Source organism: Pectobacterium sp. F1-1, from assembly GCF_025643735.1.
Lineage (GTDB): Bacteria > Pseudomonadota > Gammaproteobacteria > Enterobacterales > Enterobacteriaceae > Pectobacterium > Pectobacterium colocasium.
This window is the reverse complement of record NZ_CP104733.1, coordinates 1,902,009-1,927,806: the sequence shown is the minus strand read 5'-3', so window position 1 is coordinate 1,927,806 and position 25,798 is coordinate 1,902,009. Positions and strand designations below refer to the sequence as shown.

Here is a 25,798-nt window from a genome sequence, read left to right as displayed (position 1 = left end):
CACAGACATAGCCCTGATTCAGCTGTCTGTGTCTTACAGGAATAAAGCATAACCCCACAACATCCTGTGCACCATACTTGAACGTAAAAAATGGGTTTTAACGATTATTTATTCACATTTTATCGATGTGATGCAGGCGTTTAGCGACAAACAAAGAGAAATATCCGGCAATAATGCGAAATAACCAGAATAAATGTCGGTAAGAGGAAAATAAGTAAAACCAATTGCTGCCTTTGGCAGCAACCGTATCAATGCAGATGTGAGGTTGTGACTCTTGCAGCAGAGCCCTCTTCTTCCTCGCCGATAAACAGCAGATTATTAGCGCCGGCCTCAAGGATCACCATTGAGATCTGTTCTTCGGACTGCTGCATGAAATGTCGGAACTGTTCCAATGTCATGCCGGCGGCAACGCTGAATGACTGGCAGACAATCAGTTTCGGCAGATTATCGTCCTGAACGTCAATAAACGCCTTGACGGTCAACGAGCTGGCATTGATTTGACTCAGATCGCCGACCAGAGGAATCAGCGCGCTGGGCTTCACTTCAGCCAGTGCGGAAAACAGGATCACGTTATCTACCAGATCAACTTTCGCATCAAACACGCCATCAAAATTTTGCATATGAGGAAGATGAAGCGCCTGACAGGAATCACATTCGAAATACAGAATATTCAGTTGGTCCAGCCACCGCCGTAGCATAGCCAAATCCGGGACGATGAGTGAATCCATCATGTTTGCCTCATACCTGTCGCCGTAAAAACAGCGTTGTTGAAAAGAAAGCACCGCTCACACCAGAGCGATGTTAAAACGTAAACCAGAAGCTGCCGTAACGAAAGAAACATCGTTAAAAACGGCACATAGCTTACGGAATATTGCGCGACGATGCCATGATAAAAGCGCGCCACCACCCGCATTCCTTGTTCGGTTGCGCGATAGCGCACGCTGCACCATGCCCACACGCCAATGGGGAACACCGTATTTTACGGCGCAGCCCCTGTTTCAGAAAGCTAACTTTTACTTATTGTTGCCGATGTTGCGAAGCGCCTCTGAGTATTTTGTTCAATAAACTCAATCATCATGCCAGCAATATCGAACCCGGTCGTCGTTTCTATCCCTTCCAACCCCGGTGAGGCATTGACTTCCATCACCAGCGGCCCCCGGTCGGCGCGCAAAATATCAACGCCTGCGACATTCAGCCCCAGCGTTTTCGTCGCCTTGATGGCAATCGCACGCTCCTGTGCCGTAATTTTCACGTTATTCGCCGAGCCACCGCGATGCAGATTTGAACGAAACTCCCCCGCTTTCGCCTGCCGTTCAATCGCCGCAACAACCCGATTACCGATCACAAGACAACGAATATCTTTACCCTGCGCTTCACGCACGTATTCCTGCACCAGAATATGGGCATTCAGCCCGCGAAAGGCATCAATTACGCTTTCCGCTGCCTGACGCGTCTCGGCCAATACCACACCAATCCCCTGCGTGCCTTCCACCAGTTTAACGACCAGCGGCGCGCCACCTACCATCGCGATCAGGTCACCGGTATCATCCGGCGAGTGGGCAAATCCGGTGATTGGCAGGTCAATGCCTTCGCGGGCTAGCAGTTGCAGTGAATGCAGTTTGTCGCGGGCGCGGATTACCGCCACAGAATTATTCAGCGGGTAGCTTCCCAGCATTTCAAACTGGCGCAATACCGCCGTGCCGTAAAACGTAATCTGTGAACCAATGCGCGGAATCACCGCGTCATATTTATCCAGCCGACGACCACGGTAATGCACCGACGGCGCCGCTGAATTGATATTCATGTAGCAGGAAAGCGGATCGATAATCTCAACGCTGTGCTTGCGCGCCTCAGTCGCTTCACGCAGGCGTTTACAGGAATATAACGCCCCATCACGAGACAGAATGGCTATCTTCATAAATATCCTACAGATACTAGCGTATCGCCCATCCTTGTTGATGTAAGTAGTCCAGCATGAATGGACGTAACTCTTTTTTCAGCGTCCGTTCGACGTGCTCACTCCAGCTCTCGCGGCGGCTACCGGTACGTTGCAGATAATATTCCTCCATGTGCTGGTCGTATTGCGCCAGCACATCACGATCGAGCGGCTGATAGATATTTTCATGCAGCATCATGGCGGTTGGCATGCGCGGCTTGAGCATCGGTTCCGCGTCCGGGTATCCAAGACACAGGCCAAACAATGGTATAACCAGCGGCGGCAATTGCAGTAACTGTGTCACATCAGCAATGCGGTTACGGATTCCGCCGATAAATACCCCGCCCAACCCCAGCGACTCCGCGGCGACCAGTGCATTCTGCGCCATGAGGGCGGTATCGACACAGCCAATCAGCAACTGCTCGGCCAGCCCGGTTTCAGCCTGTGGAAAGATCTCCACATGGCGGTGGAAATCGGCACAAAAGACCCAAAATTCTGCCGCTTGCGCCACATAGCCTTGCTCGCCGGTATAGTGAACCAGCGTTTCACGCACGGCAGGATCGGTGATACGAATAATGGCGCTGCATTGTAAAAAGCTGGAGCTGGACGCGCTTTGTGCGGAGGTAATAATGGCGTGGCGTTGCTCATCCGTCACTGCCTGAGACGTAAACGCGCGGATAGAACGATGGCGCTGTAGCAAATCAATGGTTGGTGTCACACTGGCATCCTTCAGTCGATAAAGTACATCTAATAGGCAGCTTGAAGTATGGCGGAATTATATCGTAGCTCAGGCAGAAGCTGCATTACTCCACTGCCTAATAGCTTCAGCAAATCGTTGTAACAGGTAATGACGACTATTTTTCATCAATGAATACGGGCATAGTATTGATAAATGTCGGTATAGTAGCGTAATTCGCAGTAACCTCATTAACCGTAACACTTTTAGTCGTGATCTTGTCTGCAATAGACGTCACGCTATGCGTTTCAGGAATGAGAACATTTTCTAATTTTACAAAGGAGTTTACATGTTCGCTGTAATTTTCGGGCGCCCAGCTTGCCCTTATTGTGTACGTGCGAAAGAACTGGCAGAAAAACTGGCCGAGCAACGTGATGACTTCAGCTTCCGCTATGTTGACATCCATGCAGAAGGCATCTCAAAAGAAGATTTGTCCAAGACGGTAGGAAAACCAGTTGAAACCGTACCGCAGATTTTCCTGGATGAAAAACACATCGGCGGCTGCACCGATTTTGAAGCCTATGCCAAAGAGCACCTGGCTCTGTTCCAGTCATAATATCGAACTGGCAGGACAATAGCGCGGCGAAAGTCCGCGCTTTTTTATGGCGATGCGTTTATGGTGATGAAATAAGCGCTTAGCGAAGATAGCGTCGATAAACACCGCGTAAACACAGCATACCCAACGCGCCCAGCACACACCAAAAGACCGCACTCATCACGTAGGCCAGCTCTTGCCAGAAAGAGCGCATCGGCGTATTCCACAGGTGAAGCACCAATAAGCATACGGGCATCGCCGCCAGCGCACCAAACAGCGGGTAAAGCAAGCGACCACGCGCGGAAAGAAAACAGGCTACCATGCCGGGCAGCAGAAAAAGCAACATCCCTGGGCTGCCACGCAACCCGTCATTCACCGCGACATCCGATACCTCAAATTTTTGACTCAGAAATACAACGGTGAACAAGAGAAAACAGCAGATCGCACCCACCCAACCTTTATTTTTTGCCATAAATCGCCCCTTTCAATATGCCTCCCAATCTGCATCCACCAGATACCGCAACATGCGAGAAAACATGCGGCATGGTAAAAATGATGGGTATCGTATTCCCCGATATGAAAAACATGAGGCTTCGCTACGATTTATTCGACGCGCAGATTATCCGCAGAAAAAGACAATAACCTGCTACATTCCTTCAACAGCGACACCACAATCATTAAATTAAACAATAATTACACTGAACAATTTTATCGGATAAATTATACTGAACGAGGCTGATTCCTTTCAGCTGACGCGTATTGATACCGTCACGGGAACTCATGCATTTCATGGCTAAATCTAGCCGCCATAATGAATAACATCAAGCACTTACTGGTAAACAACAAGTTACATTCCATGAATATAAACGTCGCTGATTTGTTAAATGGGAATTACATTCTGCTGTTATTTGTGGTTCTTTCATTAGGACTCTGTCTGGGGAAATTGCGCCTCGGGCCAGTACAACTCGGTAATTCTATTGGCGTTTTAGTTGTTTCTTTATTACTCGGCCAACAACATTTTTCGATTAATACCGAAGCGCTGAGCCTCGGTTTTATGTTATTTATTTTTTGTGTGGGAGTGGAAGCCGGCCCCAATTTCTTTTCTATTTTCTTCCGTGACGGGAAAAATTATTTCATGCTGGCGTTGGTAATGGTTGGTAGCGCAATGCTACTGGCGCTGGGGTTAGGTAAATTATTTGGTTGGGGGATTGGTCTGACGGCGGGGATGCTGGCCGGTTCCATGACATCGACGCCCGTGCTGGTCGGTGCGGGCGACACGCTGCGCAATACCGCCAGTATGGGAAGCCAGCTCGGTATTGAGCAAGATCACCTGAGTCTGGGCTATGCGTTGACGTATCTGGTCGGGCTGGTCAGCCTCATTTTCGGTGCTCGCTATCTGCCCAAACTCCAGCATCAGGACCTGCCCACCAGCGCACAGCAGATTGCACGCGAGCGCGGGCTGGACGCAGACAGCCAGAGAAAAGTCTATTTGCCCGTCATTCGCGCCTATCGCGTCGGGCCGGAGTTGGTCGACTGGGCGGACGGCAAAAATTTACGCGAGCTGGGAATCTATCGCCAGACCGGCTGCTACATCGAACGCATCCGCCGCAACGGAATTCTGGCCAGCCCCGACGGCGACGCCGTTTTGCAAATCGGTGATGAGATCGCGCTGGTCGGCTATCCAGACTCGCACGCTCGCCTGAACTCCAATTTCCGCGACGGCAAGGAAGTTTTCGATCGTGACTTGCTGGACATGCGCATTGTGACGGAAGAGATCGTCGTCAAGAACCACAATGCCGTCGGCAAACGCCTGAGCCAATTGAAACTCACCGATCACGGCTGTTTCCTGAACCGTATTATCCGCAGCCAGATTGAAATGCCGATTGACGATAGCGTCGTGCTGAATAAAGGGGATGTTTTGCAGGTCAGCGGCGACGCCCGTCGGGTAAAAAGCATTGCTGACAGAATCGGATTTATTTCTATTCACAGCCAGGTTACCGACCTGCTGGCCTTCTGCGCGTTTTTCGTCATCGGTGTAATGATCGGGCTGATCACCATCCAATTCAGCAACTTCACTTTCGGCATCGGTAACGCAGCCGGGTTGCTATTCGCTGGCATCATGCTGGGGTTCCTGCGCGCCAACCACCCGACCTTCGGCTATATCCCGCAAGGCGCGCTCAACATGGTCAAAGAATTTGGCCTGATGGTCTTTATGGCAGGCGTTGGCCTGAGCGCGGGCAGCACAATCAACAGCAGCCTGGGAGAAGTCGGTATTCAGATGCTGGCTTCGGGGCTTATTGTCAGTCTGGTTCCGGTGGTAATTTGTTTCCTGTTCGGCGCCTATGTACTGAAAATGAACCGGGCGCTGCTGTTCGGCGCGATGATGGGCGCACGAACCTGCGCCCCCGCCATGGACATTATCAGCGATACGGCTCGCAGTAACATCCCTGCGCTCGGCTATGCAGGTACCTATGCTATCGCTAACGTACTGCTGACATTAGCGGGTTCACTGATCGTGGTTATTTGGCCTGAACTACCCGGCTGAAAAAATGTAAGAAATCGTCATTATTTTCCAGATAAGCGAGAACTTTTTCTTTGCCCTAAAGTCTGAATAAGTGCCACTGCTTTTCTTTGATTCCCCTTATTGAGGAGCCCATCGTTCCCGCCTTTCAGGTTCAAGAATGATGGGCGTTTTCTTTTCTACCTTGCGCTATCCACTCTCTTTCCTATTTCTTGATTGTCATCCATCGGTAATCACATTCATTTCATGAGATGTTATTTAAATAACAAAAATTAATTTTATTGTTATTTTTGTGACATTAAAATCATTGAGTGTCATAATCACGCTCTCTTATCGATATCATCAAGGATTTACCATGACTGACTACGCACGCTATATCGACCACACACTGCTGGCCGCCAATGCTACCGAACAGCAAATCATCACGCTGTGCGAGGAAGCGATAGCACACCGTTTTTATGCTGTTTGTGTGAATTCAGGCTACGTTCCCTTAGTCGCCGAAAAGCTGACAGGCACTGACGTTCAGGTGTGCTCTGTTATCGGTTTCCCTCTCGGTGCAGGCCTGACGGCCAGCAAGGCTTTTGAAGCCAAAGCGGCAATTGATGCCGGTGCTCAGGAAATCGACATGGTAATTAACGTCGGCTGGCTGAAAAGCGGGAAGATTGACGCCGTCAAAGCGGATATTCAGGCCGTGCGCGAGGTTTGCGCCGCTATACCGTTGAAGGTAATATTGGAAACCTGTCTGCTTGATGACGAACAGATTGTACTGGTGTGTGAAATGTGTCGTCAGTTGGATGTCGCGTTCGTCAAAACGTCTACCGGTTTCAGCACCGGCGGTGCACGCGAAGAACACGTTCGACTGATGCGTAACACCGTCGGCAGCGAGATGGGTGTCAAAGCATCTGGCGCGGTTCGCGATCGCCAAACGGCACAGCGTATGATTGAAGCAGGCGCCACACGCATCGGTACCAGCTCAGGCGTCGCTATCGTTTCAGGCGAAGCCGGCGCAGCAGGAAACTACTAACAACAAAAATAGCTTACGAGCTGGGAATTTTATGGAAACGCGGCGCGACGAACGAATCGGCAGACTGGCTCAGGCATTAAAGAAAACCGATAAACTCCATCTGAAGGACGCCGCACAGCTACTCGGCGTGTCCGAGATGACCGTTCGCCGCGATCTGAACGCAGATTCCAGCTGCGTCATACTGCTCGGCGGCTACGTCGTGAGCGACCTGAAGAATAACGGCGTCACAAACTATTTCGTCTCCGACCAGCAGACCAAACAGGTCAGAGAAAAGCAGGCTATCGGTGCGGCGGCTGCGCATCTCGTGGAAGCAAACGATACCGTTTTTTTCGACTGCGGCACCACTATCCCCTTCATCATTGATGCCATTCCTGATGAACTGCCTTTTACCGCGATTTGCTATTCCCTGAATACCTTTTTAGCACTACAGGAAAAAAAGGCGTGCAGAGTGATTTTGTGCGGTGGGGAATACCATCCCGATAACGCGATTTTCACTCCGCTCAACCAGCGCAGCGAGCTGGACAACATCTGCCCGAATAAAGCGTTTATTTCTGCGGCGGGTATCGAACTTAACGCAGGCGCGACCTGTTTTAATTTTGCCGAGCTGGGTATGAAGCAACGCGCCATGGCAACCGCACAGCGCATCATTATCGTGGCAGACAGCAGCAAATTCGGCCAGATCAAGCGCGCCTGTATCGGCCCGATCACGCTGTTTGATACGGTCATTTCCGACAGCGCACCGGGCGAACCATACCTACGTTACTTCGCCAACAACGGCATTCAGTTAATCCACGCGGGGAATTAACCGAATAACCCGCCGAACCACTGCTGCATCTTCATCATTACCGTATCCCAGAGGCGGCTAAAGAAACCGGCCTCGGGGATATCATCCATCGCCACCAGTTCACGCTGACCGATGCTTTTACCATCCAGCTGAAAATCAATGGTGCCGACAACCTGATTTTTGGTCAGCGGCGCGGAAAGCTGCGGCTGATTGAGCGTAAAGCTGGCTTTCAGGTTCTTCATTTGCCCTTTCGGGATGGTCAGCGCGGCATCCTGTGCGACGCCAAGTCGCGCTTCTGTCTCAGTGCCAAACCAAACCCGCTGCGTGGTAAAGGGGGAATCCGCCTTAATAGGCGTTACCGTTTCAAAAAAACGGAAGCCCCACGTAAGCAGCTTTTCGCTTTCACGGAAACGGATGGCATCGGTTTGCGCACCCAGCACCACGGAGATCAGGCGCATATTGCCTTCCGTTGCCGAGGCCACCAGATTATGCCCCGCACCGTTGGTATGGCCGGTTTTCACGCCGTCCACATTCAGATTCGTGCTCCACAACAGGCGGTTGCGGTTAGGCTGGCGGATATTATTGAAGGTGAACTCTTTTTCCTTATGCAACGCATACTCTTCCGGCACGTCGCGGATCAGCGCCTGCCCTAACAGCGCCATATCACGTGCAGTGCTATACTGCCCTGCGGCATCAAGCCCGTGCACGGTGAGGAAGTGCGTATTCGTCAGGTTAAGCGCCTTCACATAATTGTTCATCAGGCTGACAAACGCATCCTGACTGCCCGCGACGTAATCCGCCAGCGCAATGCTGGCATCGTTACCGGACTGAATGACAATGCCTTTATTTAGCTCAGAAACGGGAATACGGTCACCCGGCTTAAGGAACATCAGCGACGAACCACGCAGCGCTGGATTGCCGGTTGCCCAGGCATCTTTGCCGACGGTCACTTCATCAGTCGGACTAATTTTACCGGATTTAATAGCCTGACCAATGACATAGCTCGCCATAATTTTTGTCAGGCTGGCAGGGTCAAGGCGCTCATCGGCATTGCTCTCCGCCAGCACTTTGCCGCTATGATAATCCATCAGAATAAAGGCTTTGGCTTCGATCTGCGGCACCGCAGGCAGCTGTTCCGCATAGGTGAAGGGCACCAAACCAACAAGCAATACCGTACCTACAGAGAAAGACGTGAGTCTGGTCAGGAAAGGGGTTGTTTTCATGAGTTCGCCGCAATGTCCATCAGTCGTTAAAAATTCTTAATTTTCAATATGTTTTGAAAACTTTAGTAACACATAAAGGTAACGCGTCATCTCTGGGATGAAAACCGTTCCTTCTGTAAAGATAGTCAAAGAAATGAAAGCGTCTCAAAAAATGCTGATAAAAAAAGGACTTAGGAAAAATAAGGAATATCTGAAAATGTAGGTATCAGGTAATCAGAGGACATAACGGATGGCACGAGGAACATGGCAATCCAACCCCCGTGCCAGTGCATGGAAAACCCTTAACGGCGTTCGCGCTTATCTGCACGCTTTGACAGCCAGTCACCCAGCGTCTGTACCACCTGCACCAGAATAACCAGTGCAACCACGGTGATCACCATCACCTCGGTTTCATAGCGGTAATAGCCGAAGCGGATCGCCAGATCCCCCACGCCACCGCCACCGACAATACCCGCCATCGCCGAATAGCCGATGAGGCTCACCAGCGTAATCGTGAGGCCGCGCAATAATCCTGCTTTCGCTTCTGGCAGTAGCACCGTGCCAATAATACGCATCGGGCTGGCGCCAAATGCTTCGGCCGCCTCCACAATGCCGGGGTCAATTTCACGCAGTGCGCTATCCACCAGACGCGCATAGAATGCGATGGCTGCCACCGACATGGGCACCGCCGCCGCCACTGGGCCAATCGTATTCCCCAAGAGAAACTGCGTGAGCGGTAACAGCAAGACCAGCAGAATCACGAAGGGAATTGAGCGGATAATATTCACCAGCACGGTGCCAAACAGATAGACGGCACGATTTTGCCAGAACAGATTCCTGTCCGTGACATAAATCAGCAGCCCCAGCGGTAAACCGCCGATGACGGCAAGCAGCGTAGAAATTCCCACCATCTGGAACGTTTCACCGAACGCCGCGACCAGATCGATCCATAAATCAGCCATGCAGCACCTCCACGTTCGCCGTCCTTACCTGAATATGCTCCACCGCTTCCGTCACTTTTACGGGGTTGGATGGATGGGTCAATAGCGCCACGAGGATGCCTAGCGCACGATTGCCGATGTATTCGATCTTACCGTGCAGGATATTGACGGACACGCCAAAGCGCGTCGCGACATCCGACAGCACAGGTTGCTCCGCCGATTCGCCGACGAACAGAATCTTCAATAATGTGCCCTGCAAATCCTTCAGCAAGCGCGGCGGCAGCGCCAAATCGAGCGTGTGGGACACAAGTTGACGCGTGAACGCGTGTTGCGGCGTCGCGAAAATATCAAAAACATCGCCTTCTTCCACAACCCGACCGCCCGTCATCACCGCCACCCGATCGCAAACGGCCTTAATCACGCTCATTTCATGAGAAATCAGCACGATGGTGATGCCCAGTTTGTCGTTAATCTCTTTCAACAGCGCCAGAATGGCAGCGGAAGTTTCCAGATCGAGCGCCGACGTAGGCTCATCGCACAACAAGACTTCGGGATCGTTGGCAATCGCTCGGGCAATGCCTACGCGCTGTTTCTGACCACCGCTGAGCTGTGCCGGATAAGACGATGCTTTATCTGCCAGCCCCACCAGATTCAGAATTTCCGGCACGCGCGTCGCGATATCCGCGTTGGATTTCCCGGCGGCTTTCAAGCTAAATGCCACGTTTTCCGCCACGGTACGCGTCTGCATCAGATTGAAATGCTGAAAGATCATGCCGATTTTTTGCCGCTGTTCCCGCAGAGGATGTCCTGACAGCTCGCTGATGAGCACGCCATTGACGCGCACACGGCCTGACGTCGGCCGCTGCAAGAGATTGATGGTTCGCAGCAGCGTACTTTTTCCCGCACCGCTGGTGCCAACAATGCCGTAAACTTCCCCGCGCTGGATGTGCAGCGACACATCGTCTACCGCGCGGTTTTCTGGCTGCTTCCCGTGAGAGAAGTCAACGCTTACCCCTTCTAACTGAATCATTATCCGCAAACTCCTGGCCTGAGCGCACAAGAAGAAAGCCGGTCATAGACCGGCCAAATGGTATTCTGTGTAAGCCTGACGCTTACTGTGCGGGCGCTGGCGTTTTTGCCTGCATCCACTCAGGTTTCTGGAACTGGCTATACATCAACGCCGGATCGTTGATCACCGCGGCATAAGCGGGTGATTCCACAATCGCCTTAGTATCTTTAACAAAGGGTTTATCGAGATCGTCGGTGCGCACGGCAATAACGTTCTTCAGGTTCTCATCCAGCGTTTCCAGCTTAATGGCTGATGACAGTTTCAGACCAGACGCCAGCGCGAAATTACCGTTCACCAACGATGCCGTCACGCTATCCAGCGTGCGGGGCAGTTGCGCCGCTTCCATCGGTTTGAAGACCAACCCGCGCGGATTTTCAAGAATATCCTTCTCGGAAGCCTTCGTCGGATCGATATCCGACTTAATCGTAATCAGCCCCAGCGATTGCAGGAAACGCAGGCCACGCGCCAGATTGGTGGCGTCGTTAGAAAGCGTGACGACATCTCCTTTTTTCAGCTCATCCAGCGATTTGATTTTCTTCGAGTAGAAGCCCATGCTGGCTGTCGGAACGGTAATCAGCGGGGAAATTTTTAACCCTTTATCGGCGGCGAATTTTTCCAGATACAGCGTATGCTGGAAGAGGTTGGCATCAATACTACCGTTGGCCAGCGCCAGATTAGGCTGAACGTAATCGCTGAATTCACGCACGACGACCTTGTAGCCTTTTTTCACCAGCTCAGGTTTGATGGCCAGATTCACCATGTCGCCATACGGCCCTGGTGCCACGCCAAATGTGATCGTCTGAGGATCGCTGCTGGCCATCGCCAGTTGCATACCAGCAGTCAGCAATGTGATGCCCAACACGGCGCGAACAGAATGCGTCAATTTCATTGTGTAACTTTCCTGTCTGAATGTAACTTGCTGTCATTATTAAGAATGACAAGTTAAATCATAAAGAATAAAAAGGCATATCATTATTTCTCATCGGCTGTCGCGGATGACCGGGGCAAGCTTCACGAAGAAAGAGGGGCAGGTATGATAACGATTTGGGGTCGTGATAATTCGACCAACGTAAAGAAAGTCCTGTGGTGCGCGGAAGAATTGGCGCTGCCTTATCAGCATATTGCGGCGGGTGGGCAATTCGGCCTTAACCATGAAGCCGATTATCTGGCGATGAACCCGAATGGCCTCATCCCCTGTTTGCGGGACGGCGACCTGGTGCTGTGGGAGTCCAACACCATCGTTCGTTATCTGGCGGCGCAGTATGGCCAGGATTCGCTGTATCTCGCGGATCCCGGCAAACGCGCCAGTGCTGAAAAATGGATGGACTGGGCCAGCGCCCTCGCCGTTTATTTCGGGCCAGTGTTCATCAATATGGTGCGCGTCGCACCGGAAAAACGCGATATGGCGTTAGTACAGAAAGGCATCACCGAATGCGAACGCCTGTTCGATATTGTCGATACGGTTATGGCTAATCAGCCGTGGCTATCCGGTGAACAGTTTGGCGTTGGCGATATTCCACTAGGCTGTATTGTTTACGGCTGGCTGAATATGCCGATTGAGCAGCAGTCGCACCCGCATCTGGAACGCTGGTATCAGCAACTCACCGAGCGCCCGGCGTATCAGAAGCACGTCATGATTCCTCTGTCTTAAGTAAAACAGGCACCGCAAAGTGCCTGATTTCTTACTCCAGTCCGACTTTCAGCAATTTGCCATTGTCGTGATCGGTCAGCAAATAGAGGTAACCGTCAGGCCCCAGCCTTACGTCGCGAATGCGTTCATCGCGGTTGCTCAGCAAGCGCTCTTGTGAAACGACTTTGTCGCCATCAAGCGTTAGACGAATCAGGTTCTTCTCTGCCAGTGCGCCGATAAAAACCGAATTTTTCCACTGCGGGAAACGATCGCTGTTGTAGAAAGCCATTCCGCTGATGCCCGGTGATTTTTCCCAATAGAAATCCGGGTTCGCCATCCCTGCAATCTCTTTTCCTTTCGCTTCTGGAATCTTTAACCCGGAATAGTTAATACCGTGGGTCGCAATCGGCCAGCCATAATTCTCACCGGCTTTGGGGATATTGATTTCATCGCCGCCTTTCGGGCCATGTTCATTTTCCCACAGTACGCCAGACCACGGATTAATCGCCAACCCCTGCGGATTACGGTGTCCGTAGGACCAGATTTCCGGCCGTGCGTTAGGCGTGTTCACAAACGGGTTATCGGGCGGTACTTTCCCCTCCGCCGTCAGGCGAACAATCTTGCCTTGTAGTTTATCCAGATCCTGTGCGGTCGGGCGTTCGTTGTTTTCGCCCAGTGCGATAAACAGATGCCCTTGTCGATCAAACGCCAGCTTGCCGCCGAAGTGGTTACCCGTCGACAGCTTCGGTTCCTGACGGAAGAAGACCGTGAAATTCTCTAACCGCTTATTATCCTCGGACAGTTTACCGTAGCCGACCGCGGTTCCCGCTTTACCCTCGCCCCCCTCTTCGGCAAAGCTCAGGTAGATGCGTCGATTCTGCGCAAAGTCCGGCGATAGCGCGACTTCCAGCAATCCGCCCTGTGATTTAGCGAAGACCTTCGGCACGCCCGCTATCGGGGCAGACAACGCACTGCCCGCTTTCCATAAGCGTAAATTCCCGGCACGTTCTGTAATCAGAATCCCCTGATTCTCCGGTAAAAAAGCTAATGACCACGGGTGATCCAGCTTATCCTGCAATTCCGTTACCTTCGGTTCCGCCGCTACTAGCTGGCTGGAAAACAGCAGTGTCGCACTGAGCAGCAGCCAATGTGGCGCAGCAGAAAATCGTCGTAACCGGGTGTGTGAAGCAGAATTGCGAGGCATCGGGCAATAGGACATAGCGTTGTCTCCATCCAACAAAAAGTCCTGTAAATTTAGGCTGCGGGCAATGTTTGTGCAAAAAAACGGGGCAAGGTTTACATTTATTGAAGAAATTCAAAGAAACCAGTAGCTGAAGCGGCGGACATGATAAATTGGGTTATCTCGGCTGAATCATCCTGATTTTGTTTTCATCCCACGACGTCATCACATTTTTGTACAACCACATAGGCTGCACGTTATCAAACGATTCCTCGACGATATCAAGAAAGCCATCCGGTGTAACCTCACCAAGAAACGTCAGCGTCGTCGTTGAATTATCGAAAAAATAAGCACGATGGCAGAGCCGGATCATCTCAGAGAGATACACCAAGCTACGCTGATAACGCCCGAAGACCTTATCCTTCGGCACACTATGCCCGCCTAATGCAACACGCTGAGTGATTCGCTCATCGTTGAGTTCTGGATCTGACGTACAGACATAATAAAGATAGGGTTTATAACCGCTTTCTCTTGCCGCTTTTACAAAATCGAGATGACTTTTGTGACTCATCACGGACTCATAGGTAAAAGAAAGCCGATCGCGAATCCAGTCCTCTCTCAAACCTAAGGAAATTCTCTGTGCCAGCCTAGCGGCTGATTCATCGGACAACAGTGCTTTATCGACCACTTCCCCCAGCAACGCAGGGAGATCAATATGTTTTGCAATATCATCGGGGTTAAGGTACTGCCCCAAAGGAACGGCGTAGGTTTCTCGCAATTCTTTAGTCAACGTCGTTTTGCCCGATCCATTCGGGCCTGCAACCAGTCTCAAGCTCGGCAAAGCAGCTCCCTAAGCTTAATTGGCGGTTGACCGTCCACGGGTTTAATTTCTGAGAGCGTACCATCAGGTGCTTGACTGACCAGCCAGCCATCTTTGATATAAACGATTGATACACCGGAATCCAACGCTTCTTTGATCGCCTGCTTTGAGGCACGGGCACCGATCTGCATTAAGGTCCGATTATCATCAATTTTGCTTTTACGTTGATGCTTCCGCACGATTTTAATTCGCTGCACCATCATGCCTCCTGAATCATGGTAATGATGAAAAAGTATACCATAACGTTCTGCGTGCATTTACTATTTAGCCCTTCTTTGCGAAGCGCCTTCCACAAAAACCATCACCACTACGGCGATAAAATGCTGAGTTTTACACCACTGACTATAAGGATAATCAACTATGGTGTAGAATCCTCCGGTTTTTATTTTCTGTTTATTTTGTGAGCGAATAATATGCAACAACCACGTATCGGCTTTGTTTCCCTCGGCTGCCCGAAAAACCTCGTCGACTCCGAGAGGATTCTGACCGAACTGCGTACTGAAGGTTATCAGGTCGTCCCGCGCTATGACGACGCTGAACTGGTGATCGTCAATACCTGTGGTTTTATTGACAGCGCCGTACAAGAGTCGCTGGAAGCCATCGGCGAAGCGCTGAATGAGAACGGTAAAGTTATCGTCACAGGCTGTCTGGGTGCCAAAGAAAATCAAATACGCGAAGTGCATCCAAAAGTGCTGGAAATTACCGGCCCGCACAGCTACGAGCAGGTGCTGTCGCACGTGCATCAATATGTCCCTAAACCAACGCACAACCCGTTTACCAGCCTGGTTCCCGAGCAGGGCGTGAAACTCACGCCGCGCCATTACGCGTATCTGAAAATTTCAGAAGGCTGTAACCACCGCTGTACATTCTGCATCATCCCTTCCATGCGTGGCGATTTGGATAGCCGCCCGATCGGCTCGGTGCTGGATGAAGCGAAACGTCTGGTGGATGCCGGCGTAAAAGAGCTGCTGGTGATTTCTCAGGATACCTCGGCGTACGGCGCAGATGTGAAGCAGCGTACCGGATTCTGGAACGGGCAGCCGGTCAAGACCAGCATGGTCAGCCTGTGTGAGCAACTGGCGTCTCTCGGTGTGTGGGTGCGCCTGCACTATGTCTACCCTTACCCTCACGTAGACGATGTGATTCCATTAATGGCGGAAGGCAAAATCCTGCCTTATCTGGATATCCCGCTCCAGCACGCCAGCCCGAAAATTCTCAAACTGATGAAGCGCCCCGGCGCAGTAGAAAGAACGCTGGAGCGTATTAAGCGCTGGCGCGAAATCTGCCCAGATTTAACGCTGCGTTCTACCTTCATTGTCGGTTTCCCTGGCGAGACGGAAGAAGATTTCCAAATGCTGCTCGACTTCCTGAAAGAAGCCAAACTCGACCGCGTGGGCTGTTTTAAATTCAGCCCGGTCGAAGGCGCAGCCGCCAACGCATTGCCGGATCCGGTGCCGGAAGAGATCAAGGAAGAGCGCTATCATCGTTTCATGCAGCTTCAGCAGGCCATTTCTACCCAGCGTTTGCAGGATAAAATTGGCCGTGAAGTGCTGGTGTTGATCGATGAAATCGACGAAGAAGGCGCGATTGGCCGCAGCATGGCCGACGCTCCTGAAATCGACGGCGCGGTTTACCTGAACGGAGAAACTGGCGTGAAAGTCGGCGATATCGTTAAGGTCAAAGTCGAACACGCCGATGAATACGATCTGTGGGGTAGCCGGATTTAACACGCCCATCACGCTTCATGCCGATCGGTTAGGAGCGAGACCTGTATGCCCATCACGCCAGCTTTTCTGCCCGAAAGGCTGGCGTTTTACTTTCACGCCCTTTCACCTTAACGCTGAAAATTCAATCAATAGACAGCCCGTTCCTCGCCTTCGTCTTGCGTCACCCTGTCAGGTAAAGTAGCCTTGAGGCATGATTAGTCGACTAGCCTTGCCCGAGGCATAAGCATGTGGAAACGCCTGACATTCGGTTTGTTAGCCCTCATTGGCGTGCTGCTGCTCTCTGCTTTTGCCCTCGATCGTTGGATCAGTTGGAAAACTGCGCCATTTATTTACGATGAACTTCAGACCTTGCCAAAGCGTCAGGTTGGCGTCGTATTGGGGACGGCGAAATACTACCGCACCGGCGTGATCAACCAATATTATCTGTTCCGTATGCAAGGGACGATTAACGCTTACAACAGCGGTAAAGTCAGCTATCTGCTTCTCAGCGGTGATAACGCGCTGCAAAGCTACAATGAACCGATGACAATGCGTCGCGATTTGATCGCCGCGGGCGTTCCACCTTCGGATATCGTGCTGGACTATGCGGGGTTCCGAACGCTGGATTCCATCGTCAGAACACGCAAGGTGTTTGATACCAACGATTTCACCATCATCACCCAACGTTTCCACTGCGAACGCGCGCTATTCATTGCGCTGCACCTCGGGATTCAGGCGCAGTGTTACGCCGTGCCTTCGCCCAAAAATATGATGACCGTGCGGGTTCGTGAGTTTGGCGCTCGTTTGGGTGCGCTGTTCGATCTGTATATCCTCAAACGCGAACCGCGCTTTTTAGGGCCGCAGGTGCCGATTCCCGCAGAACATACCATTCCAGAAGATGCCCCGGATTATCCTGCCGTTCTGCCGGAGCAGGTGCTGCCCTCGCCCGTTCATCAGGCTAAACCTGACCAACCAGCGAGAACCGAGCCCGAATCCAAACCGCAGAACGAGCACGCCGCACCTTAGGGGCTTGTTCTACTCGGTTTTCCCTATCGCATGGGTGAGTTTGCGCCATAGCCATTCCAACGGTCCCTGACGGAAATAGCGCAGCCAGTAGTGAGAAAAGACCAGATTGGCGATCCAGATAATGGGAACCAGCGCCAACAATTGCAGGCGGCTGAAAGCCATAAACAGACCGAGCTGGTTAAACAGCAGCACACAAATCAGCGTTTGTAGCAAATAGTTGGTTAATGCCATGCGCCCAACATCCGTAATCCAGTACGTGATGCGCCATTGGCACAGCGTGCCCCAAAAACCGTAGCACAACGCCAGATAACCTATCGCCTGCAAGGGTGAACTCAGCTCGCGCGGAATTTGCAATAACAGCCCGCTCCAGCGATATTCCCAGTCCACCAGCCACTGCCCCACCACGCCGATACTGTTAATCGCCACGCCCAGTGGAATCAACCACAGTGCCACCTTACGATAGTGCGCCGTGCTAAATTCCCCTTTCAGCCAGCCGCTGCGCATCAACCCGGCGCCTAATAGCATCGATCCCGCCAGCAGCCAGCCGTACTGCACGCCCAGCGACAACAGGCTTTCCGTAAGCAGATCGACGCGATTACTCCACGCTTCCGGCCCACCTAACGCCCGCCAATAAGCCTCGTAGGTGACATCCGCCATACCTGGTAGCCAGAATCGCCCCGGTTGCAGGCTCAGAATCTGACTCAGTACAAACAGCACGCCGATTCCCACCAGATACAGAACCGCCCCCGTGCGCATGAGCAACTGGCTGCTTTCTGCATGGCGAATCATGCCGTAACACACCAACCCTATCAGCGCATAGTCGAGCAAAATGTCACCATCCCACAGAAAAATGGCATGAATTAGCCCGATGATCATCAGCCAGAACAGACGCGCATGTACCCAGCGTTTCCCTCGCGGCAGCAATAGCTGTAGCCCCGCACCAAAAAGGAGAGAAAACAGTGTCAGGAATTTTGCTTGCGCCAGCAGATCCATCGCCGCCCACGTTAAGGCATCGGACAACGTGGGGTCTCCTTGCCAGGCTGGGTTAAGGTATGCCGCATGCGGTAAACCAAACGCCGTAATATTCAGCAGTAAAATACCCAGGATGGCGACGCCGCGCGCGAAATCCAGCGTAGCTATCCGTGAAGGTGGCCGCGAAAGTGGCAAATGAGGTGATGGTACAGTGTGAGAAGGCATACAAATTACATGTTCAAATCATCGAAGTAGCGATTGTATGCACAGAAAGGGAAAAAGCGAAGATGCTTGCTGATTTGACGATAGCCGATGTGGCGATGACGAGAGGGAATTCCTTCATCATCACCAATCAGAGCGGGCTTAATTGTGGTGGCGAACCGCGCGCAGGAATTCCTGACGCGTGTTCTGGCTGGATTTAAACAGCCCGCCGAGCGATGTCGTGGTTGTGGCGCTGGTCGCATCACGAATACCGCGCGCCTTCACGCAGTAATGCACCGCATCGATCGAAACGGCAACGTTATTGGTTCCCAATAACGTTTGCAGCGCGACGAGAATCTGCTGCGTTAAGCGCTCCTGCACTTGCGGGCGCTGAGAGAAAAACTGGACGATACGGTTGAGCTTCGACAACCCAATGACGCCATCTTTCGGAATATACGCCACCGTCGCTTTCCCATCGATCGTCACGAAATGGTGTTCGCAGGTGCTGGTCAGCGTGATATCGCGCACGGTAACCATTTCATCGACCTTCATTTTGTTTTCAATGATGGTGATTTTGGGGAAATTGGCGTAGTCCAGGCCGGAGAATATTTCATCAACGTACATTTTGGCGATACGAGTCGGTGTTTCAGCCAGACTGTCATCGCTCAGATCGAGACTCAGCAAATTCATAATTTCCGTCATATGCTCGGCAATACGTTGCTTACGCGTATCCCGATCCAACAGCGCCCCGCGCAGCGGCGTTTCCAGGCCGCGTGCCAGTAGTGCTTCGTGCACCATAACGGCTTCTTTACTTAGTGATGACATTATTATTCTCCTGCAGGTGTAACTATGCCTATCGCACTATCACGGCCTTGATCAGACCTTAGCGCCGTCAACACTCTAGTTGAGAGAGTTACGATTATCCAGTGATTGTACGTCATGATTGTTGAAATAGATTCAGGTTATCACCCGCAGTGGGTGTACCACTGTGCCGTAACGGGGGGTGAAATCTTGTGCACAGGAAGACCACGATTCCGCCATCAATGTTCCATTGATAAACAAAAAAAGCACCGGGAAAATCCCAGTGCTTTTAGCGATAAATCATCTGATTTTTGCAGGCGTCAGCGCGCTGACGCCGCGTGTCGTAGGGCTATCAGAAGGTTTCCCAGTTGTCGTTAGCATTGCCTTTTCTACCACCTGCGGCCGCTAATAACATCGGCTTCTCCACCGCTGGCGCTTTCTCTGCCAGACGCTGCTGAGGGCGACGATGCGCCTCTGCGGCCGACAGCTGGAATACCGATACAGCCTCAGTCAACTGGCGAGCCTGATCTTCCAGCGATGCAGCGGCAGCGGCAGACTCCTGTACCAGCGCGGCGTTCTGCTGTGTCACGCCATCCATCTCAGTCACCGCCTGACCAATCTGAGTAATACCGCGGCTTTGCTCATCCGATGCCGATGCGATTTCCCCCATCAGGTCGTTCACCCGGGTGATGGCAGAAATGATGGAATCCATCGCTTCGCCAGTTTGCGTAACCTGATTTGACCCCGTGTTGATACGTTCAACCGATTCCGTAATCAGGCTTTCAATTTCTTTCGCCGCCTGAGCACTGCGCTGCGCCAGATTACGCACTTCACCCGCCACCACTGCAAAACCACGCCCTTGTTCACCGGCTCTGGCTGCTTCCACTGCCGCGTTCAACGCCAGAATGTTGGTCTGGAAGGCAATGCCGTTAATCACGCTGGTGATATCAGCAATTTTCTTCGAGCTGGTCGTAATGCTTGCCATCGTCGCCATCACATCTGCCGTGACGTCGCCCCCTTTCTTCGCCGCAACGGAAGCATCCTGCGCCAGCTTGGTGGCCTGATGAACGTTATCAGCATTCTGTTTCACCGTCGCACTCAGCTCTTCCATACTGGCGGCCGTTTGTTCCAGTGCCGCAGCCTGCTGCTCGGTACGTGCGGACAAATCGTTATTGCCGCTTTTGATTTCACTGGAACCCTGATGAATGGAGGCAGAGCTGTCGCGGATAATGGACACCGTATTAACCAGACTGCACTGCATCTCTTTCAGATAAGGAATCAACTGCCCGGCACAGTTACGACCAAACTCGTCAATCGGGTGGTTAAGTTGCCCGGCAGCCAGCAACTGAAAATACCCTTTGATTATATTCAACGGCTTAACCAGGTAGTGAACCAGATAGCGATCCGTCAACAGCAGGATGAGCAATCCAAGAATGGCCGCGCCCAACAGTATATGATTACTCCAGTTAGCCAGCCCATAGACCTCGCTCATTGACGCCTGTGACGAGGAAAGGAGCGCCGTCTGGTATTTCTCCATATTAGCGCCGAATGCCACGCTCAACGGCGGGTAGGTTTTACGGAAAAGCTGACGGAACTCCTCCTGACGATTCTCACGCGCAGCATTCAGCATCGGCGTCAACCCGTTATCCAGTAGCTGGGTCCACGCGGCGATCATATTATCTACGGTTGCTTTATCAACGCCGACGTGCTCAACGGCTTTAAAAGCAGCCAGTTGATCTGACGTGATTTTAAATGCCGCAGTGGCAGACGTGAATACTTTTTCCGCATCAGCGACATCACCCGTTTGCTGGAAATCCATCGAGCGAACGACACGAGTAACCGTACGAAAATATTGGTCATTGCCTTTTGCCAGCATCGCTACGTTTTTACGTTGAGTTTCACCGGATTCTAATAACTTGGTCATGCTGCTTAATGAGGTGGTAGTAAAGAAAGACGCGCCTCCCCATACAACCAGAAACAGACCCAATATTGTTAAAAGCATTGCCCTGATGGTAATATTTTTAAAAAAATTCACAGAAGACTCCTATAAATTATCTGGCGACTTTCCTCTGCGCTTTCTGCAACATAGCTGCACATTTTTAATTGGAAATACGCCTGGTGTTACGTCATTTAATGAAAAGCAGATGCTCTCATTAGTTAGAATTATTTTCCTTTAATAACCAAAAGATACACTTCCTTACAATAATGATAAGATATTCCTACCATACATTAACATTATCGGCACTTCTGGCAGGCACTTTACGTCATTTCATTAGTAAATGCGATCAAAACAATATATTGTGATAGCTTTTGTCTATTGCTTTGATACGATAATTTATTTATACATTTAACTATTTATTTTAATTATATATTTACTTCCTGCTTTACTATTGTGCGAGGGTAAAATACAGGTTTATTTTCCTGTGATTATTCTTATTTTCCATTCTGGTCTTATTCTCAGAAAAATATGCCCCTACTCGTTATAAATTTGATTGTGGAGCTATTAATTCAGGTCGTGATCGTTTTATCTCTTTCTAAGCCAAAATATTAATTCTGATGATAATTACGCCCGTCATTTTCATCATTCAGCGCACATTTCATCACGTCGGGTTTACGTAACGTTCACATCAATGTGGCCTAAGCCAGTTGCGAAACGCGCAGCTTGTCGCTACACTTCACAAAAAATGAATAATCAAACACCAGTTCATTACAAAAAGAGAAAGATATGGATTTGACCCAGCTCCGCATGTTCTGTCTCGTTGCTGAAACGGGCTCCGTCGCACGCGCCGCGGAACAGCTTCATCGGGTGCCCTCAAATCTGACCACGCGGTTACGCCAGTTGGAACAGGAATTGGGTACCGACCTGTTCATCCGTGAGAAACAGCGCCTGCGCCTGTCCCCGATTGGGCACAATTTCTTATGCTATGCGCAGCGTATTCTGGCGCTTAGCGAAGAAGCGATCAGCATGACGCGTACGGGCGAACCCGCAGGTAATTTCGCGCTAGGCTCAATGGAAAGCACGGCGGCAACCCGTTTACCTACGCTATTAGCGGCTTACCATCAGCGTTACCCCAGCGTGTCGCTGTCTCTGAATACCGGTACTTCCGGGGAAATCATTGAGCGCGTACGTGCAGGAACGCTGGCAGCAGCGTTAGTCGATGGCCCCGTCGTTTACGATGAGCTGAATGGCTGTTCATGCTTTACGGAACGACTCGTACTGATATCCGGCACGACGCACGCGCCGATTAGCCATGCGCGGGATGCCAGCCACGATACGCTGTTTGCTTTCCGCCCCAGTTGTTCCTATCGAAAGCGCCTTGAGAGCTGGTTCCAGCAAGATGGCGTAGTGCCCGGTACTATCATGGAAATTCACTCATACCATGCCATGCTTGCCTGTGTAGCCAGCGGTGCCGGGCTCGCCATGCTCCCGTATACCGTCCTTGAATCGTTGCCAGCTGGTGCGCGCGTTCAGGTACATGAATTGCCGCCCGACATCGCCACCGCGTCTACGTGGCTCGTCTGGCGGCGCGACGCCTTCGGCCCTAATGTCGAAGCGCTGAAAAAACTCATTATTGAACAGTGCAGCATGATTGAACCACCTACTCAGCAGAATTAACCCTTATTTTCCCTGAGTAAGCCTTTTCGAGACAGGACGACACAGTGATGAATACCCCGTCCTCTCATGCAATTTACAACCCATAACGGAATGCCATTAGGAGTCTCCACCATGCAAATGATTAAAACCCGTGCCGCCATCGCCTGGGGTCCCAACCAGCCACTGTCGGTTGAAGAAGTGGATCTGATGCCACCACAGAAAGGTGAAGTCCTGGTACGTATCGTCGCAACCGGCGTATGCCACACGGATGCCTACACGCTGTCGGGCAAAGATCCTGAAGGCGTATTCCCGGCGATTCTTGGTCATGAAGGCGGCGGGATTGTCGAAGCCATCGGGGAAGGCGTGACCAGCGTTGCCGTTGGCGATCACGTGATTCCGCTTTACACCCCAGAATGTGGCGAATGTAAATTCTGTCGCTCCGGCAAAACCAACCTGTGTCAGGCGATTCGTTCCACGCAGGGTAAAGGCCTGATGCCAGACGGCACCACCCGTTTCTCTAAAAATGGCCAGCCGATTTTCCATTACATGGGCACATCTACCTTCGCAGAGCACACCGTCGTGCCTGAAATTTCGCTGGCGAAAGTGAATAAAGAAGCGCCGCTGGAAGAAGTTTGCCTGCTGGGCTGTGGCGTCACCACCGGTATGGGTGCCGTGTTGAATACCGCCAAAGTGAAAGCGGGCGATACCGTTGCGATTTTCGGTCTCGGCGGCATTGGTCTGTCGGCGATTATCGGTGCGCAGATGGCGGGCGCCGGACGCATCATCGGGATCGATCTCAACACCAGTAAATTCGATCTGGCGCGTAAACTGGGTGCCACCGACCTGATCAACCCGAAAGATTACGATAAGCCGATTCAGGACGTCATCGTTGAACTGACCGATGGCGGCGTGGACTTCTCCTTCGAGTGTATCGGTAACGTCAATGTCATGCGTTCCGCGCTAGAGTGCTGTCATAAAGGCTGGGGTGAATCCATCATCATCGGCGTCGCAGGTGCAGGCGAAGAAATCGCCACTCGTCCGTTCCAACTGGTGACCGGTCGCGTATGGCGCGGTTCTGCCTTCGGAGGCGTAAAAGGCCGTAGCGAACTGCCAGGCATTGTCGATCGTTACCTGAAAGGTGAGTTCCCGCTGAATGATTTCATCACCCACACCATGGGACTGGATGACATCAACACCGCATTCGATTTAATGCACGAAGGCAAATCGATTCGCTCAGTGATCCATTTCGGTTAATTGCACACCGTCAGGAACAGAAAAAGGAGGCTGTACAGCGATGACTTCATCACTGGAACTGCTGGAAGAACACCGTATGTTTGGCGGCTGGCAACAGCGCTACCGCCATGTGTCAGACACGCTGAACACCGCGATGACGTTCAGCATCTATCTGCCGCCGACGCAGGATGATACACCGCCGCCCGTGCTTTACTGGCTGTCCGGGTTAACCTGCAACGACGAAAATTTTACGACAAAAGCGGGCGCGCAGCGCATTGCTTCCGAGCTGGGTCTGGTGCTGGTCATGCCGGATACCAGCCCACGCGGCGATGGCGTAGCGAACGATGCAGGGTACGATTTGGGTCAGGGTGCAGGGTTCTACGTGAATGCCACGCAGGCGCCTTGGTCGGCACACTACCGGATGTATGACTACATCAGCAGTGAACTGCCAGCACTGATTCAGCAGCATTTTAACGTGAATAGTCGTCAGTCCATCAGCGGGCATTCGATGGGCGGACACGGCGCGCTGATGCTGGCGCTACGCAACCCGGAAAAATTCCTGTCTGCATCGGCGTTCGCACCGATCGTTAACCCAAGTCAGGTTCCCTGGGGACGCAAGGCGCTGACTGCCTATCTCGGCGAGGATGAAACGCAGTGGTTGCAGTATGACAGCTGCCATTTACTGGCAAATAGCCAGAAGAAGCTGCCGATGCTGGTCGATCAGGGCGATTGCGATCAGTTCCTCCCCGATCAGTTGCAACCGGCGAAGCTGGAAGCGCTGGCAAGCCAGTATGACTGGCCGCTGACGCTGCGGACACAGTCTGGCTATGACCACAGCTATTTCTTCATCGCCAGTTTCATCGAGGATCACCTGCGCTTTCACGCCCGCTATTTATTGAAAGAATAGCTATTGGAAGAATAGTTGTTGGAAGAATAGCTATTTGAATAATAGTGCTATGCTTACCTCGTTGAGCGCCGCGCTCAGGAATCTCCTGAGCGCGTTTTCTCTCCCAATCGTCATCATCCCTGAACAACATGAACGCGCCTACCGCGTGCAGCATGACGGATAAAAAAAGAAAAAAAGGAAACCTTGATGATACACGTTCATCACCTCGAAAAATCCCGTTCGACCCGCGTGACCTGGCTGTTGGAAGAACTGGGCGTTGATTATGAAATCATTCGCTACACGCGTGACCCAAAAACGTTTAGTGCTCACGCATCGCTCAAACAAATCCACCCGCTAGGTAAATCACCGGTCATTACCGATGGTGACCTCACGGTTGCCGAATCCGGGGCGATTGTGGAATACCTGATTGAGACTTACGGCAACGGCAGGCTTCGTCCGCAGAGCGGACAAGCGCTATTGGACTATCGCTTCTGGTTACATTTTGCTGAAGGATCGCTCATGCAGTTGCTGGTGATGCGTTTGGTATTAGCGAAAACAGAGTCCGCGCCAATGCCATTCTTCGTCCGCCCCGTGGCACGAAAAATTGTGCACAGTATCGAACAGGCTTTTATTGTGCCGAGGCTAACGACGCAACTTCAGTTCATCGAACAGCATTTGAGCACAAAAGACTGGTTTGCAGGAGAGTCGCTCAGCGGTGCCGATATACAAATGGCCGTCCCGCTGGTGCTGGCGAAAACGCGTCTGGATTTCAGCCGCTATCCGCATATCCAGCAATACATTGAGCGGATAGAGAGCCAGCCTGCTTTTCAACGGGCTATCGCTCAGGATTAACGAAACAATAAGGCCATCATCTTATCAGCGATAAACAACAAACCGTTAGAGGAACGACAGAGATAGAATTCTGTGAGCGTTTACTGAT

At 51.7% G+C, this 25,798-nt stretch carries 25 protein-coding genes; 11 read left to right on the top strand and 14 right to left on the bottom strand.

The features are described 5' to 3' along the window. Positions 1-248: 248 nt before the first annotated feature. From NAL19_RS08495 to nfsA, 3 genes are all read right to left on the bottom strand, one after another. Complete coding sequence (locus NAL19_RS08495; RefSeq protein WP_039275494.1) at positions 249-728, bottom strand: YbjN domain-containing protein; 480 nt, start codon at positions 726-728, stop codon at positions 249-251. 278 nt (positions 729-1,006) lie between these two features. After that, positions 1,007-1,918, bottom strand: coding sequence for a 30S ribosomal protein S6--L-glutamate ligase (rimK, locus tag NAL19_RS08490; protein WP_263059417.1), 912 nt, complete (start codon positions 1,916-1,918; stop codon positions 1,007-1,009). A 16-nt stretch (positions 1,919-1,934) separates the two neighbouring features. Continuing rightward, positions 1,935-2,654, bottom strand: a complete 720-nt coding sequence (gene nfsA / locus NAL19_RS08485) for an oxygen-insensitive NADPH nitroreductase (protein ID WP_263059416.1) — start codon at positions 2,652-2,654, stop codon at positions 1,935-1,937. A 307-nt stretch (positions 2,655-2,961) separates the two neighbouring features. Here nfsA and NAL19_RS08480 point away from each other — a divergent pair, with 307 nt between their 5' ends. Then, positions 2,962-3,228: a GrxA family glutaredoxin gene (locus tag NAL19_RS08480; protein ID WP_010277298.1), complete on the top strand. Its 267-nt coding sequence runs from the start codon at positions 2,962-2,964 to the stop codon at positions 3,226-3,228. 79 nt (positions 3,229-3,307) lie between these two features. Here the strand turns inward: NAL19_RS08480 and NAL19_RS08475 are convergent, their stop codons facing one another. Beyond that, positions 3,308-3,679, bottom strand: coding sequence for an inner membrane protein YbjM (locus NAL19_RS08475; RefSeq protein WP_225087815.1), 372 nt, complete (start codon positions 3,677-3,679; stop codon positions 3,308-3,310). A 384-nt stretch (positions 3,680-4,063) separates the two neighbouring features. Here NAL19_RS08475 and NAL19_RS08470 point away from each other — a divergent pair, with 384 nt between their 5' ends. The 3 genes from NAL19_RS08470 (at position 4,064) to deoR (ending at position 7,557) form a co-directional block, all read left to right on the top strand. After that, on the top strand, positions 4,064-5,752 hold the full coding sequence (locus tag NAL19_RS08470; RefSeq protein WP_225087814.1) for an aspartate:alanine antiporter: 1,689 nt from the start codon (positions 4,064-4,066) through the stop codon (positions 5,750-5,752). Positions 5,753-6,083: 331 nt separating this feature from the next. Continuing rightward, positions 6,084-6,752, top strand: coding sequence for a deoxyribose-phosphate aldolase (gene deoC / locus NAL19_RS08465; RefSeq protein WP_263059415.1), 669 nt, complete (start codon positions 6,084-6,086; stop codon positions 6,750-6,752). 31 nt (positions 6,753-6,783) lie between these two features. Continuing rightward, a complete protein-coding gene (deoR, locus tag NAL19_RS08460) occupies positions 6,784-7,557 on the top strand; it encodes a DNA-binding transcriptional repressor DeoR (RefSeq protein ID WP_225087812.1) in 774 nt (257 codons plus the stop codon). On the opposite strand, the gene NAL19_RS08455 is transcribed toward deoR, so the two are convergent. The 4 genes from NAL19_RS08455 to NAL19_RS08440 all read right to left on the bottom strand — a co-directional run bounded on the left by NAL19_RS08455 (position 7,554) and on the right by NAL19_RS08440 (position 11,637). Further along, positions 7,554-8,759: a serine hydrolase gene (locus NAL19_RS08455; RefSeq protein WP_263059414.1), complete on the bottom strand. Its 1,206-nt coding sequence runs from the start codon at positions 8,757-8,759 to the stop codon at positions 7,554-7,556. The genes deoR and NAL19_RS08455 overlap by 4 nt on opposite strands. A gap of 281 nt (positions 8,760-9,040) precedes the next feature. After that, positions 9,041-9,700, bottom strand: coding sequence for a methionine ABC transporter permease (locus NAL19_RS08450; protein WP_180777004.1), 660 nt, complete (start codon positions 9,698-9,700; stop codon positions 9,041-9,043). Next, entirely contained in the window at positions 9,693-10,709 is a 1,017-nt protein-coding gene (locus NAL19_RS08445) for a methionine ABC transporter ATP-binding protein (RefSeq protein ID WP_225087809.1), read from the bottom strand. The genes NAL19_RS08450 and NAL19_RS08445 overlap by 8 nt, the downstream gene beginning before the upstream one ends. An 82-nt stretch (positions 10,710-10,791) precedes the next feature. After that, on the bottom strand, positions 10,792-11,637 hold the full coding sequence (locus tag NAL19_RS08440; protein ID WP_263059413.1) for a MetQ/NlpA family ABC transporter substrate-binding protein: 846 nt from the start codon (positions 11,635-11,637) through the stop codon (positions 10,792-10,794). A 144-nt stretch (positions 11,638-11,781) separates the two neighbouring features. Here NAL19_RS08440 and NAL19_RS08435 point away from each other — a divergent pair, with 144 nt between their 5' ends. Further along, complete coding sequence (locus NAL19_RS08435; protein WP_263059412.1) at positions 11,782-12,399, top strand: glutathione S-transferase family protein; 618 nt, start codon at positions 11,782-11,784, stop codon at positions 12,397-12,399. Positions 12,400-12,430: 31 nt separating this feature from the next. Here NAL19_RS08435 and NAL19_RS08430 read toward each other — a convergent pair whose 3' ends face one another. From NAL19_RS08430 to NAL19_RS08420, 3 genes are all read right to left on the bottom strand, one after another. Further along, on the bottom strand, positions 12,431-13,597 hold the full coding sequence (locus tag NAL19_RS08430; protein WP_263059411.1) for a PQQ-dependent sugar dehydrogenase: 1,167 nt from the start codon (positions 13,595-13,597) through the stop codon (positions 12,431-12,433). Between the two features lie 139 nt (positions 13,598-13,736). Continuing rightward, entirely contained in the window at positions 13,737-14,390 is a 654-nt protein-coding gene (locus tag NAL19_RS08425; protein ID WP_263059410.1) for a zeta toxin family protein, read from the bottom strand. Beyond that, entirely contained in the window at positions 14,387-14,695 is a 309-nt protein-coding gene (locus NAL19_RS08420; protein ID WP_263059409.1) for a hypothetical protein, read from the bottom strand. The genes NAL19_RS08425 and NAL19_RS08420 overlap by 4 nt, the downstream gene beginning before the upstream one ends. 156 nt (positions 14,696-14,851) lie before the next feature. Here NAL19_RS08420 and rimO point away from each other — a divergent pair, with 156 nt between their 5' ends. Next, positions 14,852-16,165 (top strand): 30S ribosomal protein S12 methylthiotransferase RimO, encoded by a 1,314-nt coding sequence (gene rimO / locus NAL19_RS08415; protein WP_263059408.1) that lies wholly within the window; start codon positions 14,852-14,854, stop codon positions 16,163-16,165. Between the two features lie 225 nt (positions 16,166-16,390). Then, positions 16,391-17,170 (top strand): outer membrane permeability protein SanA, encoded by a 780-nt coding sequence (gene sanA, locus NAL19_RS08410; protein ID WP_263059407.1) that lies wholly within the window; start codon positions 16,391-16,393, stop codon positions 17,168-17,170. Positions 17,171-17,179: 9 nt separating this feature from the next. Here the strand turns inward: sanA and yeiB are convergent, their stop codons facing one another. The 3 genes from yeiB to NAL19_RS08395 form a co-directional block, all read right to left on the bottom strand. Next, a complete protein-coding gene (yeiB, locus tag NAL19_RS08405) occupies positions 17,180-18,367 on the bottom strand; it encodes a DUF418 domain-containing protein YeiB (RefSeq protein ID WP_263059406.1) in 1,188 nt (395 codons plus the stop codon). Positions 18,368-18,505: 138 nt separating this feature from the next. Then, positions 18,506-19,168, bottom strand: coding sequence for a GTP cyclohydrolase I FolE (gene folE / locus NAL19_RS08400; protein ID WP_005967317.1), 663 nt, complete (start codon positions 19,166-19,168; stop codon positions 18,506-18,508). A 328-nt stretch (positions 19,169-19,496) separates the two neighbouring features. After that, complete coding sequence (locus NAL19_RS08395; RefSeq protein ID WP_263059405.1) at positions 19,497-21,179, bottom strand: methyl-accepting chemotaxis protein; 1,683 nt, start codon at positions 21,177-21,179, stop codon at positions 19,497-19,499. 690 nt (positions 21,180-21,869) lie between these two features. On the opposite strand from NAL19_RS08395, the gene ptrR reads away from it, so the two are divergent. The 4 genes from ptrR to NAL19_RS08375 all read left to right on the top strand — a co-directional run bounded on the left by ptrR (position 21,870) and on the right by NAL19_RS08375 (position 25,710). Next, positions 21,870-22,760 carry a putrescine utilization regulator PtrR gene (gene ptrR, locus NAL19_RS08390; protein ID WP_263059404.1) on the top strand — a complete coding sequence of 297 codons (891 nt, stop codon included), beginning with the start codon at positions 21,870-21,872 and terminating at the stop codon, positions 22,758-22,760. A 111-nt stretch (positions 22,761-22,871) separates the two neighbouring features. Continuing rightward, entirely contained in the window at positions 22,872-23,993 is a 1,122-nt protein-coding gene (locus NAL19_RS08385) for an S-(hydroxymethyl)glutathione dehydrogenase/class III alcohol dehydrogenase (protein ID WP_161529211.1), read from the top strand. 40 nt (positions 23,994-24,033) lie between these two features. Next, on the top strand, positions 24,034-24,879 hold the full coding sequence (gene fghA / locus NAL19_RS08380) for an S-formylglutathione hydrolase (protein WP_317630311.1): 846 nt from the start codon (positions 24,034-24,036) through the stop codon (positions 24,877-24,879). Between the two features lie 186 nt (positions 24,880-25,065). Next, complete coding sequence (locus NAL19_RS08375) at positions 25,066-25,710, top strand: glutathione S-transferase family protein (RefSeq protein ID WP_225087796.1); 645 nt, start codon at positions 25,066-25,068, stop codon at positions 25,708-25,710. The last annotated feature ends 88 nt before the right edge of the window (positions 25,711-25,798 follow it).